At 55.0% G+C, this 14773-nt stretch carries 16 protein-coding genes; 6 read left to right on the plus strand and 10 right to left on the minus strand.

Annotated elements, in window-relative coordinates; translation table 11 throughout:
* Window positions 1–37 precede the first annotated feature (37 nt).
* Window positions 38–802, plus strand: coding sequence for a ComF family protein (locus M9H61_RS19915; RefSeq protein WP_250282559.1), 765 nt, complete (start codon window positions 38–40; stop codon window positions 800–802).
* Between the two features lie 124 nt (window positions 803–926).
* Window positions 927–1184, plus strand: a complete 258-nt coding sequence (gene grxC, locus M9H61_RS19920; protein WP_101245924.1) for a glutaredoxin 3 — start codon at window positions 927–929, stop codon at window positions 1182–1184.
* A gap of 102 nt (window positions 1185–1286) precedes the next feature.
* On the opposite strand, the gene M9H61_RS19925 is transcribed toward grxC, so the two are convergent.
* The 3 genes from M9H61_RS19925 to M9H61_RS19935 all read right to left on the minus strand — a co-directional run bounded on the left by M9H61_RS19925 (window position 1287) and on the right by M9H61_RS19935 (window position 4178).
* Window positions 1287–2624, minus strand: coding sequence for an NAD(P)H-dependent oxidoreductase (locus tag M9H61_RS19925; RefSeq protein ID WP_250282561.1), 1338 nt, complete (start codon window positions 2622–2624; stop codon window positions 1287–1289).
* Between the two features lie 24 nt (window positions 2625–2648).
* On the minus strand, window positions 2649–3443 hold the full coding sequence (locus M9H61_RS19930) for a phytanoyl-CoA dioxygenase family protein (RefSeq protein ID WP_068519650.1): 795 nt from the start codon (window positions 3441–3443) through the stop codon (window positions 2649–2651).
* Window positions 3444–3506: 63 nt separating this feature from the next.
* Complete coding sequence (locus tag M9H61_RS19935; RefSeq protein WP_068519651.1) at window positions 3507–4178, minus strand: GntR family transcriptional regulator; 672 nt, start codon at window positions 4176–4178, stop codon at window positions 3507–3509.
* Window positions 4179–4452: 274 nt separating this feature from the next.
* On the opposite strand from M9H61_RS19935, the gene M9H61_RS19940 reads away from it, so the two are divergent.
* Window positions 4453–5277 (plus strand): carbon-nitrogen hydrolase family protein, encoded by an 825-nt coding sequence (locus tag M9H61_RS19940; RefSeq protein ID WP_250282563.1) that lies wholly within the window; start codon window positions 4453–4455, stop codon window positions 5275–5277.
* Between the two features lie 53 nt (window positions 5278–5330).
* On the opposite strand, the gene M9H61_RS19945 is transcribed toward M9H61_RS19940, so the two are convergent.
* Window positions 5331–5732: a VOC family protein gene (locus tag M9H61_RS19945; protein ID WP_228196462.1), complete on the minus strand. Its 402-nt coding sequence runs from the start codon at window positions 5730–5732 to the stop codon at window positions 5331–5333.
* A gap of 230 nt (window positions 5733–5962) precedes the next feature.
* Between M9H61_RS19945 and M9H61_RS19950 the strand changes: the two genes are divergently transcribed.
* A complete protein-coding gene (locus tag M9H61_RS19950; RefSeq protein ID WP_101245814.1) occupies window positions 5963–6502 on the plus strand; it encodes a YHS domain-containing (seleno)protein in 540 nt (179 codons plus the stop codon).
* A gap of 128 nt (window positions 6503–6630) precedes the next feature.
* Here the strand turns inward: M9H61_RS19950 and M9H61_RS19955 are convergent, their stop codons facing one another.
* The 5 genes from M9H61_RS19955 to M9H61_RS19975 form a co-directional block, all read right to left on the minus strand.
* Window positions 6631–8013 (minus strand): FtsX-like permease family protein, encoded by a 1383-nt coding sequence (locus M9H61_RS19955; RefSeq protein ID WP_250282566.1) that lies wholly within the window; start codon window positions 8011–8013, stop codon window positions 6631–6633.
* Window positions 8010–8741, minus strand: coding sequence for an ABC transporter ATP-binding protein (locus M9H61_RS19960; protein ID WP_250282568.1), 732 nt, complete (start codon window positions 8739–8741; stop codon window positions 8010–8012). The genes M9H61_RS19955 and M9H61_RS19960 overlap by 4 nt, the downstream gene beginning before the upstream one ends.
* Complete coding sequence (locus M9H61_RS19965) at window positions 8719–9159, minus strand: hypothetical protein (RefSeq protein ID WP_250282570.1); 441 nt, start codon at window positions 9157–9159, stop codon at window positions 8719–8721. The genes M9H61_RS19960 and M9H61_RS19965 overlap by 23 nt, the downstream gene beginning before the upstream one ends.
* Window positions 9160–9232: 73 nt before the next feature.
* Window positions 9233–10726, minus strand: a complete 1494-nt coding sequence (locus M9H61_RS19970) for an alkaline phosphatase (protein WP_250282572.1) — start codon at window positions 10724–10726, stop codon at window positions 9233–9235.
* A gap of 375 nt (window positions 10727–11101) precedes the next feature.
* Window positions 11102–11641, minus strand: a complete 540-nt coding sequence (locus M9H61_RS19975) for a bifunctional 2-polyprenyl-6-hydroxyphenol methylase/3-demethylubiquinol 3-O-methyltransferase UbiG (protein ID WP_250282574.1) — start codon at window positions 11639–11641, stop codon at window positions 11102–11104.
* A gap of 113 nt (window positions 11642–11754) precedes the next feature.
* On the opposite strand from M9H61_RS19975, the gene M9H61_RS19980 reads away from it, so the two are divergent.
* Both M9H61_RS19980 and M9H61_RS19985 read left to right on the plus strand, forming a co-directional pair.
* Entirely contained in the window at window positions 11755–12192 is a 438-nt protein-coding gene (locus M9H61_RS19980) for a DUF1178 family protein (protein WP_068519659.1), read from the plus strand.
* Between the two features lie 286 nt (window positions 12193–12478).
* A complete protein-coding gene (locus M9H61_RS19985) occupies window positions 12479–13876 on the plus strand; it encodes a diguanylate cyclase (protein ID WP_250282576.1) in 1398 nt (465 codons plus the stop codon).
* A gap of 38 nt (window positions 13877–13914) precedes the next feature.
* Here the strand turns inward: M9H61_RS19985 and ubiG are convergent, their stop codons facing one another.
* Window positions 13915–14679, minus strand: a complete 765-nt coding sequence (gene ubiG, locus M9H61_RS19990) for a bifunctional 2-polyprenyl-6-hydroxyphenol methylase/3-demethylubiquinol 3-O-methyltransferase UbiG (protein WP_068519661.1) — start codon at window positions 14677–14679, stop codon at window positions 13915–13917.
* Between the last annotated feature and the right edge of the window lie 94 nt (window positions 14680–14773).

Raw genomic sequence — 14773 nt, forward strand, 5'->3', positions numbered from 1 at the left:
GGTGATTGCGGGGAAATCGGGGATCACGGGAATGGTAATGGCGGTGTTGCGCACGGTTGGCCGGATCGGGATTGATGCGATCCTGCCCCCGCGCTGTGGCGGGTGTGGCGCGATTACCGAAACCACCCATGCGGCCTGTGCCGATTGCTGGGCGGGATTGCGGTTCATATCAGCCCCGCAATGTGCCTGTTGCGGCTATCCGTTTGAACTTGATGATAGCGCTAACATCACCGGAAATGAACAGCCTGACGGGCAGGTGCTGTGTGGAAATTGTCTGCAAAAGAAACCGGATTTTGATCTGGCGCGGGGTGCACTTGTTTATGATGATCACAGCCGCGATTATCTGCTTCGGTTCAAACATGCCGATCGCACCGATCTGACCCCGCTTCTGGCACGCTGGCTTTATCAGTGTGGTAAGGGGGTATGGGATCAGGCGGATTTGATTGTGCCGGTCCCGCTGCATCGGCGGCGGTTATTGCATCGTCGCTATAACCAGTCGGGATTGCTGGCCGCCAGATTATCAAAAATGACCGGTATTCCCTGGGATGGATTGGTGCTGGGGCGCAAGCGAAACACGCGCAGTCTTGGCGGGCTTGGTCCGTCATCGCGCAAACGTGAAGTCGGCGGTGCTTTTGCCATTGATGACACGCGGGCGCAGCTTTGCAGGCTTGATGGCGGGCGGGTTGTTTTGATTGATGATGTGCTGACAACCGGGGCAACCGCCAATGCCTGTGCCCGGGCGTTGAAGCAGTCGGGCGTCATGCACGTATCTGTGATCACGGTTGCACGCGTCGTACGATGACGCGTTGCAAAAAATCTGTTATACAGCCGTCATCAGAACAGTTTTCCGCGCCGTATCAAATGTTCAAAGCCCGGTTTACGGGGCTTTTGGCATGATCGGCTGCCTGAAAAAGGATGAATGCCCAATGGCAAAAGTTGAAGTGTATGCCACCGAATGGTGCCCCTATTGCAAACGTGCCCGCAAGCTTCTTGAAGAAAAAGGCGCGAAATATCAGCTGATCGACGTGATGATGGAGCCGAAGCGCAAAAAGGAAATGATGGACCGTGCCAATGGCCGTCATACCGTGCCGCAGATCTTCATCAATGACGAACATATCGGCGGTTGCGACGAGCTGATGGCGCTTGAAGCTGCTGACAAGCTTGACGCAAAACTGTCGGCATAAATCAGGTCATCCTGACCCGCACATGTTAAAAACCCCGGCCTTTTTGTGGCCGGGGTTTTTTGTTGGTGGCACGGGGGACGGGGCGAGACTGATTTGCGAAAATCAGGAAAAGACCCTTTCCATTTCCTTGCGGAATGCGATTGCCGGGTCTTTGGCGTCAAATTCGACATCATCCCAGGTCAGGGTTTGATCCATGGCGACCGGGCGTTTGATTTTAAGATGGTGGGCAAGGCCGATCGGCAGCGCATTGCGTGCACGCGATGTGCTGGCCGGGGCGAGTTTGCCATACACCGTATAGCCCCCTTCACCATCCAGCATTTCGCCGGGTTTAAGATCACGCTTGGCGGTGGCGACCGCATCGCCCGACCAGGCGCGCGACGTGCCGGTTGCCTCACCGCGCAGGGCTGCCGATGCCACCGAAATTCCCAGTTCCAGCCCGATCAGGTGATAGGGCTTATACATGGTGGAATACTGCCCGCTTGGATCGGTCAGAAGGCCATATTCGTTAAAGCATCTGGCGACATAGTCACTGGGGGCTTCAAATGTCACATAGACGCCCCAGCGCAGATCGCGAAAGACCGGGCGGGTGTCACGTTCAAGACTTGAAACAACTTCGACCGTGCCTTTGCGATCAAGGATGCCGCCACTTTCGCGCGGGCACAGCAATCGGGGAAGGTCATCAACCCCGCAGGCCGGGAATTGCAATCCACAATCCTGGGGCACCAGATCACAGGCATTGGAAACAGCGGCCATTTCAATGGCGGATTTGGTGCCATCAAGGAAGCTGTTGAAAATTTGCGGGTTCATGCCGCCCGCCTGTGCCTGTTCGGGCGTCAGGCCATAGTGATGCCAGACATCATCAGGGGTTACATGGTGATAGATCGGAAGATATTTGGTGCCCTTGCCTGCGCAGGTTACCGGCAGGCCAATGGCGCGCGCCCAATCAACCATTTCCGAAATCAGAGCCGGCTGATCGCCATAGGCCATGGAATAGACAAGACCGGCGGCCTCGGCCCGCTTGGCAAGAAGGGGGCCTGCAAGCACATCGGCCTCGACATTGACCATGACGATATGGCGACCATATTCGATGGCCTTTAGCGCAAAGCGAATACCGGCTGACGGGCTTCCGGTTGCATCAATGACGACTTCAAGCCCGTCAGCGGCAATCAGGGCGTCGGCATCATCGGTGATCCAGGTCGTTCCGTTTTTATACGCACTTGCCGGATCGGTTGCCGAAAACCGGTCATCGGACCAGCCAACGCGGCGCAATGCCGCCTTGGCCCGGTCGATGCCAAGGTCTGCGATGCCCAGCACATGGTAGCCCGGATGATGTCCGGCCTGACTTAAAAACATCGATCCGAATTTACCGGCACCGATAATGCCAACCCGGACCGGATTGCCTTCATCGGCACGCTTGCGCAGTTTTGCATCGAGATTCATTTATCTTCACTTCTCCGGCAGGTGTTATGCGGCGGTGCGCTTGGCGACCAGTTCTTCAAGGCAGTTATCCGCAAGCGGTTCGATTGGCGTGAAATCGCGATGCGCAATCCACGGTTTGCGGTTGAATGCCCGAATATGGTTCGAAACCGCACACAGGCTGAGATACACAATCGTGCGGTCAAACGGGCTGATATTGGGCGGGCTGGCATGGACCAGATTGCCGTGGAACATCACAACCGAGCCAGCCGGACCGATCGGGGCTTCGCAGCCGCCGTCATCGGCAAGTTTGGTCACGGTTTCACGATCAAGCGTCCAAAGCGGATAGGACGTGGTTTCAAGATCATGTCCGGCCTGAAGCACACCTGCCTTGTGGCTTTTGGGAATAAAAAGAAGCGGGCCGTTGGCCGGGGTTACATCTTCGAGGAACAGGGCAATGTTGAAGGCACGCGGTTCGGGCATTTCATCATCGCGTTGCCAGGTGCCGTAATCCTGATGCCATTGCCAGACAGCGCCATCAAAGGCGGCCTTGGCGTTGATCTTGTACTGATGCATGTAGACCTGTTCTTCAAGATACTGAACAACGGGTTCAATCAGGCGAGGATGGGCGCCAAGACGGCGGTGGGCTTCATTATAGGTATGTGCGGCAAAGGCGGTTCGGGCGACGCCGGATTTCTCGCGCCAGACCTCTTCGCGGTCGGATGCGTAAATCTGTTTGGCTTCGGATAACAGCAGGGCGGCTTCTTCGCGTGAAAAAAGTTCAGGCAAAAAAACAAAGCCATCTTCGCGAAATTTCGCGAGTTCGGTCTCACTGAGTTTCATGACGTTTCCTCCGCGCCGCACATTCTTGTTTATTGTGTTGCGGCTGATGCCCGCTTCGGGCGGTTAATTGGTGTGGTGATCGGTATCCTTCATATTCGAGATCAGGCGATGCTTGGCATTGTGGGTATGTTCAATGGCCAGCATTTGGGCACGGTCGCCATCGCCGGCACAGATCGCGTCGGCGATGGCTTCATGTTCCGTCCAGATCGGATCGCGGGACGATCCGGTCTGCAGGTCTGCATGCATCACACGCCGAATTTGCAACCAGACGGCCGCTGATGCTTCGGGCAAAAGGGGGTTGCCCGACAGACGATAGATCGTTTGATGAAATGCGACGTCGGCTGCAACAAGTTCTGCGGTGTCGCCGCTGCCCAGGGCGTGGTTTCCCTGTGTGATGGCAGCCCGCAAAGCCGATTCCCGGTCCGGGGCGTTGGATTGGGCGGCAAGACGGGCGGCGAGCCCGTCAAACGCTTCTCGCAGGTCATAAACGTGACGGACCAGATCGGCATCAACAGGTGCCACGCGATAGCCGCGCCGCCCCATCGGTTCGACCAGTCCGTCACGACGCAGCAGCCCCAGAGCTTGCAACACGGGTTGCCGCGAGACATTGAGTTCCTCAGCCAGCGCTTCCTGACGCAAAGGTGTCCCGGGAGGGAGAGCACCGGAACACAAGGCATCAACCAGGCGGTCATGCACTTCGTCAGTCAGACTTTTTCGACCGGAAAGAGGTTCCATCTTCGATCCTTCTTAGGTGTACGGAATACTGTATACAGTAATTTCGACCAAGGAAAGATGTAAGTTGCAATCAGGACTCTTTTGGGGGCATGCGGTTGATCACGTGCCCGCGCGGACGTGACGTTTTGTCATTGCGTACGAGTGCTGGGCATCACGACCGCAAGGCGGTGCGATAGTCATAAGGTGTGAAGTTCGCACTGATCGAATTGCGTATTGTCGCGCGTGACCGACCGGGTCATCATGGCAGGGATAATGATAAAAAGGAGAATGCATCATGACCCGTTTCATTGCTGCCTGTGTCCAGGTCAATTCCCGTGACGTCATGTCCGACAACCTTGCGCGTGCGGCGACCTATGCGCGCGATGCCCATGCGGCAGGGGCCCGGTTGATCGCATTTCCTGAAAACGTATCGATGATGTCCTTTGGCGGGGAAAATGTCCGCGCCGCAGCCTTTCCCCAGGAAGAACATCCCGGTCTTGGCTTCTTTGCCGATCTGGCCCGGGAACTTCAATCAACCCTGATTGTCGGATCGCTGCATGTAAAGGTCGCGGGTGAAGACCGCGTGGCAAACCGCTGCTTTGTCATTGGGTCCGATGGCAATGTCATCACGTCCTATGACAAGATCCATATGTTTGATGTCGATCTTGCCAATGGGGAAAGTTACCGCGAAAGCAAAACATTCCGTCCCGGCGACACCGCCAAACTTGCGGAGACCGAGTTTGGCAAGATCGGTGTGTCGGTTTGCTATGACGTGCGGTTCCCGCATCTGTTTCGCGATTACGCCAAGGCCGGTGCCAATATCCTGAGCATCCCGGCGGCCTTTACCCGAACCACCGGTCAGGCACATTGGCATACACTTTTGAAGGCGCGGGCGATTGAAAATGGCTGCTTTGTCATCGCCGCTGCCCAATGTGGTGATCATCCGGGCGGGCGTCAGACATTCGGTCATTCCCTGATCATTGATCCGTGGGGCGAAGTTCTGGCCGATGGCGGGACCGATCCCGGCTTTGTCACAGCCGAGATCGATCTGTCGCGCGTTGATGAAATCCGGCGCATGGTGCCGTCTCTGCAAAATGGTCAGACCTATAAGCCGTGCTGACCATGTGCCGGTAAGGTTTGAGGTTCGAGGTCTAAGGTCTGATGTCGAATTGGTCAGGAATAACTGACCACTTCGAACTCGATATTATCGGCATCGCGGAAATAGAACCGACGACCGGGTTCGTAATCGGCGTGATTATGGGTCGTGAAACCCGATGCCTTGATCTTTTCTTCGGTCGCATCAAGGTCATCGACCACCACGGCAATATGGTTCAGGCCACCGCGCGTCTGATAGGTATTGTCGCGTGCATCACGGGCGCCGTTTGAACTGTCGGCTTTGCCTGGCGCATAAAGTGCGACGTAACTTGAACTGTTGCCGACATGATAGGTTTCCCCGTCATGGATCGACGGGCCTTTCCAGCGGACGTGCCATCCGAACCAGTCATGCAGAAGGCTTGCTGTTCGGGCGGGGTCGGAAACGGTAAAATTCACGTGTTCCAGAAATGCTTCACTCATGGCGTTTCCCTTTCAATGTAAAGGAGAAGGGTGGGTTTGTTCCTTGGTGGTAATTCATGAAGTAAGGTTGAGGTCAAGGGTCAAATTGCATTGAATTTGCAATTTTATCTGATCGGGATGACAGATTGCTCACAGGGCCTCACGAAACAGTGTCGCAACGTCATTTCGATTTTCAAGCTGTGCGGGGCACTCTTGGGCATCACGGAAACCCAAGCGGAGAGACAGCACCAATGTTGAAGAAAACACTGACCGGGGCGATTGTCCTTTTTGCCATGTCGGGCGCAGCCCTGGCGGGTGAGCAATATGTCGACGAAACCGGCTTTGCGATCAGCGGCTATGACGCGGTGGCCTATTTCAATTTGGCGCAAAAAGACGATGGGATGATGCAGCCCCATGCCGTGCCGGGCCGCGCGGACATTACCGCTGATTATAACGGGGCGACCTGGGCCTTTGCGACGGCAGAAAACCGCGACATGTTCCTGGCCGATCCGGCAAAATATGCCCCGAAATATGACGGGCATTGTGCGTATGGTGTTGCCAAGGGGGCGAAGGTGCCTGCCAACCCGAACCTGTGGCGGATTGTTGATGGCAGCTTGTATCTTAACATCACCCCGGAAGTCGCCGAAACCTGGAACAGCGATATCGCCGATTACATCATGGATGCTAATGATGAGTGGTCCGATCTTGAACCGAAATCGGCGTCTGATGACAGTTGGATGGAGATGAGCGACAATGACGGCACCTATGACATGGCAGCACCGATCAAATAAGCGTTAAGCCCCATACGGCCCATAGCGCCCCCATACTGCCCCCGATATTGCCCCCATGACAAAACACCCCGGCCAGAATGGTCTGCCGGGGTGTTTTTTTGATCGGTTACGGATCAGATCAGGTTAGGTCAGGAACCGCGCAATGCGCTGACCACCGGGCGGCGATACAGCAAAAAGGCGGGCAGGGTTGCCAGGATCAATCCAATAATGACAAAGCCGCCCGCCAGCATCAGTTCCGATGATCCGAGCGATGCCTGCATGGCCATGCCGGTTTCGGCGGTAAAGATCCGCGACACCGATTGCGCCACCATCCAGCCAAGCCCAAGGCCACAAATCGCGCCGGTAATCACCAGCAGGGAGACATAGCTCCAGATCGCGGAAAAGACGTAACTGCGCGGCGCACCAAGGGCCCGCAGAACGGCAAATTGTTTGCGATAAAGCTGCATCAGCGCAAGGATCGCAGCCAGAATTGCCGCAACCACAAGTGCTTGTGACCCCAGCGCCATGGCCCGCATCACCGATCCGGCATTGCCAAGCAGACGATACATTTCGACCAGGACTTCGGCCGGGAAAAAGGCGGTGGAATGGTCGGTGCGATAATCGGACCGGATGGTATAGGCCGCGGCAACGCTTTTGGGTCTGACGACAATGGCAGGGACACCGGGCAATTCATCAAGATCAAAGGGCGGACCGATGCGGGTTACGTGATGATCGTCGTCATGTTCGTGTGCGTGATCATGGGCGTCTTCGTCGTGATCTGCCGTATGATCGTGGTCATGATCGCCGTCATCATGGGCATTGGCTTCTTCATGTTCATGATCTTCGTGATCCTGATGATCGAGGTGACCTTCTTCGGTGTCATGATCATGTTCATCACCGGCAAGTTCATGATGCCCGGTCGGCAGGGCATGAAGATCCCAGACCTGTTCGACCGCCACAATAATGGCGCTATCCCATGGCGTGCCGGTCGGCTGCATTTTGCCAACTACATGCAGTTCCGCGCCGTGATGATGATCAAGGACTTCTTCGGGGCCATGGCCGTGGCTGGGTTCAAATTCATCACCAATGGCAAGCGGCACGGCAGCACCGACCACGGCCTGTTCGATGGTTTCAAACACATGCCCGCTGGCAAGCCCGCCAGACAGATAGGTCACGAATTGCGGCGTTGATCCGACAATCGAATGCCCCTTCCAGCTGTCGCCAAAGGCAAGCGGGGCAGCAATTTCAACACGCGGATCATCAAACAGCTTGCCCCAATAAGGACCATCAAGAAGATTGATGGCGCTATGTTGCAGGAAGATCGAATTCATGACGATTTCGGTCTGGCTTCCCGGGGCTGCGATCAGGATATCAAACTTGTCGGCCGCCTGTGCACTGCCCTGACGGAGCGCACGTTCCTGTGCCGTCAGGCCAACACCGATAGCAACCGCAACCGCGATCAGAAGAACAAACAGAATGTTCATGATCCAGTGCCGTTTCAGACTGGCCATCACGATGGGAAACGGGTTCATGCAAGCTCAGCCTTTTCCTTGATGTTAGCGCTATCATCAATCAGGGCGCCCTTGTCAAAACGCAGAACGCGGCCGCAGCGATCAATCACATCCTGATCATGACTGACGGTGATGATGGTGCGGTTTGACCCGGCCAGCGAAAACAGGGTGTCGGTTGCGGTTTTTGATGCGGCGTCATCAAGGCTTGCGGTTGGTTCGTCGGCCAGAATGACGGGTGGATCAAACAGCAGGGCACGGGCAATGGCGACACGTTGTTGTTCACCGCGTGACAAATCAGATGTGCTTTTGCGCGCCAGTGGTACGCCCACCTGATCAAGAAGTTCGTGGGCGCGTTTACGGGTGGCGTCATCAATGCGCCAACCGATAAAGCTTGCGGGGATCAGAACGTTGTCAAGCGGGCTGACTTCATCAATCAGGTGGAAATCCTGAAACACGAAACCGATGGATTTGCGCCGCCAGCGATCTGTTTCACCTTCGCCAAGGGTGGTGATATCCGTGCCGTTCCAGATGATCTTGCCGTGGCTTGGCTTCAAAAGACCGCTGATCAGATACAGTAAGCTTGATTTACCTGATCCGGACGGGCCGGAAATGCCGACGGTTTGCCCGCGATCAATCGCAAGATTTCCGATCTGCAATACAGGGGGCTGGTTTTTCCCGTAATGCAGACTGAGTTCTTCGATGCGCAAAAGCACGTCAGAGACGGGCTCAGATAATTTCGAACTGGGCATCGACAAGTCGGACAAGGCTGACAAAACCGGTTTCCTCATCTTTGGCTTCACCGAGTTCAAGAATACCGGTGGTAATGATCGGGCGATTGAATGCCACCGCATCAACCGTATCGCGGGTGCGGACAAAAACGATGTCACTTGGCCAGTCTGCCGATGTTTCACAGAACGGGCAGACCGCCATCGGGCGCTGGGTCAGGACAAAAAAGGATGCATCTGCCTTAAGCGGCGGGGCCATGAAACCCGGAACCGTGATGATTTCGCGCGATGCGGCAAAGGCTTTGGCCTCAGCGGAAAATTCGGCCTGTGTTTTGTAAAGGTCGCGAATTTTGATGCGGCTTTGCGCGCATGCCGGACGGGTCAGGGCAAGACCGATTGAGGCAGAGGCACCGGCAATGAATGTGCGGCGTCCGATGGGCATGGGAAGTCTCCGTCAAACAGAAGCACCGGTCGCAGCGAACTGCGACCGGCAAAGATGGTGGTCAGCGGATGGCTTATTTCGAAGCCATGCTTTCCTGGATTTTCGAGGCATGCGCCATGACGTGGTAGATGAAGTTCTGTTCAACCACACCCTTGAACAGGTGCGACCAAGGACCGGCTGCAAAGATCGCAACATCGTCGCCCGCATGGGTTTCGCTGCTCATCGGGACCAGTGCCTGCTGAAGGTAGTCAATGTCGGTGGTGTCAACATTGGTCAGATCAGCACGAAGGTTGTCTTTCAGGGCACCCGGGCCGTTCATGTAGCCAAGGGTGGTGTATGGCTTGCCATCATCGCCTTTTTCTTCAGACAGGCCGAGGATCGGGTTGCCGCGGCTTGCATAGCCGGAAATGGTCATGGTGTGCGCGTGGTCGGCGGTGACAATGATCAGGGTGTCATTCAGGTTGACCTTGCCCATGGCTTCCTTGACGGCATCGTTCAGTGCGACGGTGTCTTCAAGGGCGCGTGCGGCATTGCCGGCATGGTGGGCGTGGTCAATACGACCTGCTTCGACCATCAGGAAGAAGCCCTTGTCATTTTTTGCAAGAATATCAATCGCCTTGCCGGTCATTTCAGCAAGCGACGGTTCGCCAGCCGCATCTTTTGCACGGTCGGCTTCGTATTCCATGTGCGAATGGTCAAACAGGCCCAGGACCTTTTTGGTTTTGGCCGGGTCAAGTTTGTTGAACTGTTCCTGGTTCCAGATGTATTGCGCACCGGCACCAGCTGCCTTTACCCATTCTTTCGGAAGATCGCGACCATCGGAACGCTGGCCCATTTTGCCGGCATCTTCCGGGTCTTCCATGGTTTTGTCCATGAACATGCGACGACCGCCACCCATGGCAACTTCAAACCCGTCACCGCCTTCTTTCCATTCGATCATCTGAAGGGCGATGTCCTTGCAGCCGCCTGCCTTTGCTTCTTCGGTCAGGTCGCTGTCGCTTTCCCAGTTACGGTCAGCGGTGTGAACATAGTTCGCAGCCGGGGTCGCGTGGGTCAGGCGGGCGGTTGAGATCCAGCCGGTCGACATGCCTTTTTCTTCGGCCTGTGCGGCGATGCTGGTCAGCGGATGTTCTTTCTGTGCTTCGCAATCACGACGGGCGACTTCCTTGGAAACGCCGATGGTGCCGTTATTGAGTTTAACACCGGTAACCATTGCCGATGCGGTCGGTGCCGAGTCAGCGATCTGGGCGTCATGGGTGTAGGTTTTCGACAGTGCGACGTTCGGGAACTGACCGAAAATCAGGCTGTTGCTCTCGCCGTCAACGCCGCGCTTCTGGCCTTCAAAGATACGGGCCGCGGTAACGGTCGGAATGCTCATGCCATCCCCGACGAACAGGATGATGTTTTTGGCACGGTTGGTGTTGTCCTGTTCCATCAGCTTCTGCTGAAGGGTCTGCTGTGCAGCAAGGAAATAGGAATCGTTTGCCTGCGGAAGCTGATCAGCCGCATAGGCAACGTTTGCGCACATGGCACCAGCCAGCGCGGAAGCCACAAGAAGGCGTTTCATTTCGATAGTCTCCCTTATCGAATAATATGCTCGCTGCTATCTGCCCAACAGCGAATGCGGCGGGAGTCTAGTGTCTGTGAAAGGCGCTTTCGTGAAGCAAATATGATTGATCTGTTACAATGTTCGGATGAACCGGAATTCGCCAATTCTCGCGATTTCAAAAGTCTGACGATATGTTTTTACCGGTGTGGTGCGGTCGGGTGTTCGAGATCATAAGATGCTGTTGTTGATCAATAATCTCGACAAAACAGCGGTTTAGGCAAATCCACAAATGTGTGACTTGTTGGTATGATGTTTCGAAAGAACCGATTGTTCATTTGAATGCCGATTTTGCCAGACCGAACCTTGCGACCGTGACCGATCCTTCGGGCCCGATCATTCGTTTTCAGGCGTAATCGGCTTTTGCGCAACGATCGCCTGTTTGACAGAAACCGGTAATCCGGTATCGCTGTCGCGCACGGGGCCTTGCTGGCCGGTGATGATATTCCAGTCGGCAAAGGTTTCGTTCAATTCATCCGGGCGCAGCAGAAATTCCGGTGACCGTGGCCGGCCAAAACGTTCATTGCCGACCATGAAGGTCTCATAGATCAGGATGCCGCCCGGCCTTGTTGCGGCCCGCAGATGATCAAACAACGGGCGATGCAGGTAATTGACGACGACAATCAGATCAAACTGACGGTTTTCAAGGGGCCAGTTCCCGGTTTCAAGATCGGCCTCGATCCAGGTGATCGCCGGGTTGCCTGACTGTTCGATACGCGAAAGATCGCGATCAATTGCCGTGACATCCCATCCCTGTTTGGCCAGCCAGAAACTGTGCCGTCCGGCGCCGCAGGCAAGGTCGAGTGCGCGGTTATGTCCCGGCATTGCCACAGGGCAATGCTGTGTGATCCAGTCCGATGGCAATTGGGATGACATTTTTGTAAATCTTGTTTATTGAAGGTTTCGCATGTGACTGGCGGAATGCGCCCGGTCAGGCCATATTACAGATACCTTAATTCTGCGACATATCGGTTTCCACAAGTACCATCATGATTCTTTTTCAGCTTAAATGCGAACATGATCACGAATTTGAAGGCTGGTTCAAGGACGGCGCGACCTATGACACGCAGGCCGCAAGCGGCGATTTGTCCTGTCCGGTCTGTGGCACGTCCAATGTGGGCAAGGCCCTGATGGCGCCGCGATTGCGCACATCGCGGCAAAAGGAACTGGCAGCGGAAAAACAGCAGCAAAAAGCCGTGGCCGAAGCAACCAAGGCCGCGATTGCCGAAATCCGCAAGCAGGTCGAAACCAATTGCGAACATGTCGGTGACAAATTTGCCGAGGAAGCCCGCAAGATCCATTACGGCGAAGCTGAAAAACGCGGCATCTATGGTGAGGCTTCGCTGAAGGAAACGGTCGAACTCGTCGAAGAAGGCATCGACGTTCACGCCTTGCCCTGGGGCGATGATACCAAGAAAAAGAACTGACAGCACAGCAGGCCGACGGGTGTCTTGATATGCAAGTTGCAATCATCGAAAGTTGCCTGCAATTGCATTGAAAGATTTCTGTTCCTCCCCATTTGAATGGCTGGAGCTATTCGGAGGGAGAGGTTCGGGGAAGCGAAAGCACCGCAATTTCGGTATTCCCGGCATTGGCTTGAAAACCAGAATGGCCTGAAGGCCATCACAGAAATCGTTATCTGATCAGACGGCTCTCCCACGCGCGGACCATAGACTGTGTCCGGTTCAACCGACCGAAGAAGAGTGTGGGAAGATGAAGATTGATTTTAACGAACTGAATCTGAAGACCCTTCTTGATAATTCCATCGTCGGCGTGGTGATCCATGACTGGGATACATCGATCGTCTATGCCAACCCGCGGGCGATGGATTTGCTGGAGATGAGCTACGATCATCTGATCGGAAAAACATCATACGATCCGCAATGGCACTTTGTTGACGAACAGCACAGGCGGTTGATGGTTTACGAATACCCGGTCAACAGGGTGCGTAAAACCAACACCACGATGGTCAACGAAGTCTTTGGCAAGGTGAATGAGCAAACCGGTGACGTCAGGTGGTTTCTGGTAAATGCCTATGTCGAACGACAGCCCAATCTGCCCGATGGCAAAGGCTTCATTGTTGTTTCCTTCAATGACATTACCGACCGGCAGAACCTGTTTTCCTATGAACATATTCTGGAACATGCCGGGGATGTGGTCATCGTTACCGAAGCCGATCCGATAGAGGCACCGTTTGGCCCGAAAATCGTCTATGTGAACAAGGCGTTCGAAAAGCTCACAGGATATTCGCGCGACGAAGTCATCGGTGAAACACCGCGCATATTGCAAGGCCAACTGACCGATATCGAAGCCTGTCGACGCATTTCCAGGGCTCTGTACGAAAAAACCAGTATCCGCGAGACATTGCTGAACTATTCCAAAACCGGAAAGCCATATTGGCTTGATATGAGCATCATGCCGCTTTTTGGGCGAAATGGTCAGGTTACCCATTTTGCGGCGATTGAACATGATGTGACGGAATCAGTATTTAACGCGCAGCAGCTTGAACGACGCAATGCGGAGCTCAGGCAAATCAAGGACTCGCTTAACAAGCTTGTTCAGGAAAAGACCCGTCAGCTTCGCGAAGCCAATATGAAGCTTGAACAGCTTGCCTACTATGATGCGTTGACTGGCGTTCCCAACAGGCGCAGCTTCACCGACCAGTTGCAAAAGATGTTCGGGTTTTGTGTGCGCAACAGTTACCCGTTGCTGGTCGGCATTTTTGATATTGATGACTTCAAATATGTCAATGATACGCACGGTCACGGCGTGGGGGACGAGGTGTTGGTGCAATTGGCGCGCGCGGTTGACGATCAGTTCCGCATCGAAGATGTGTTTGGCAGGATCGGCGGCGAAGAATTTGCCTTTGCCTCAATCGTCAAGGAGCGCAAAGCAGCGGACATCCTGTGTGCCAGGGTGCTGTCAAATGCACGGTCATGCCGGGTTGAGCTTGCCGAGGGTCAGCATGTGTCGATCACTGTCAGCCTTGGCGCATGTTTCGTGGTTCCGAGCAATGGCATCGATACGGACAAGGTCATGCAGGTCGCCGACCGGGATCTGTATGAAGCCAAAAGGTCGGGCAAGAACCGGTTTGTGATTTCGCAATGTTAGGGGCCGTTTCGCGGCCCCGGGTTCAGGAGGCCCCGGGTTCAGGCAGCCTCGGGTTTGCGGGCGATGACCATGTAATTGACGTCAAGATCGCGCGGGGCGGGATACCAGGTATCCTTGATCGGGTTATAGGCAACACCGGTGATATCGGTCAGTTCCAGACCGGCACCACGCAGGTAGCCCGACATTTCCGATGGTTTGACGAATTTGCGCCAGTCATGGGTGCCAGCCGGCAGCCAGCGCAGAACATATTCAGCGCCGATCTTGGCCAGTGCCAGTGACTTGATGGTGCGGTTAAGGGTCGCAACAAACATCAGTCCGCCCGGTTTGAGAACCGATGCACAGGCCTGCATGAAGAATTGCGGATCATCGACATGTTCGATGACTTCCATATTGAGCACGATATCAAACTGTTTGCCTTCATCGGCCAGCATTTCCGGCGTGCAGCAACGATAGTCGATTTCAAGTCCGGACTGTGCTGCATGCACCTTGGCGACTTCGATGTTGTTTTCCGCAGCATCGATCGAGGTCATTTTGGCCCCCATCCGTGCCAGCGGCTCTGACAACAGGCCTGCACCACAGCCGATATCGATGATTTCGATATCTTTAAGAGGTTCGATCTGTGCGGGGTCACGCCCGACATGGGCACAGATATTGTCCCGCAAAAGCTGCAAACGCACCGGGTTGAAGCGGTGCAGCGGTTTCATCACGCCATTCGGATCCCACCATTTTTCTGCCATCGCGGAAAAACGCGCGATTTCCTCGGCATTGGCGGTGCGGCTGGTTTTGGCGGATGCGTCCGACATGGCGTGGCTCCAAAGGCGTGACATCAGTATGTGTGTTCTGTGCCCTGTTTACGCGGGCCTGATCGGCAAGGCAATACTCAGCTAACAAATGCGC

The sequence above is a fragment of the Thalassospira sp. GO-4 genome (assembly GCF_023588965.1).
In the GTDB taxonomy this organism is placed as follows: domain Bacteria; phylum Pseudomonadota; class Alphaproteobacteria; order Rhodospirillales; family Thalassospiraceae; genus Thalassospira; species Thalassospira povalilytica.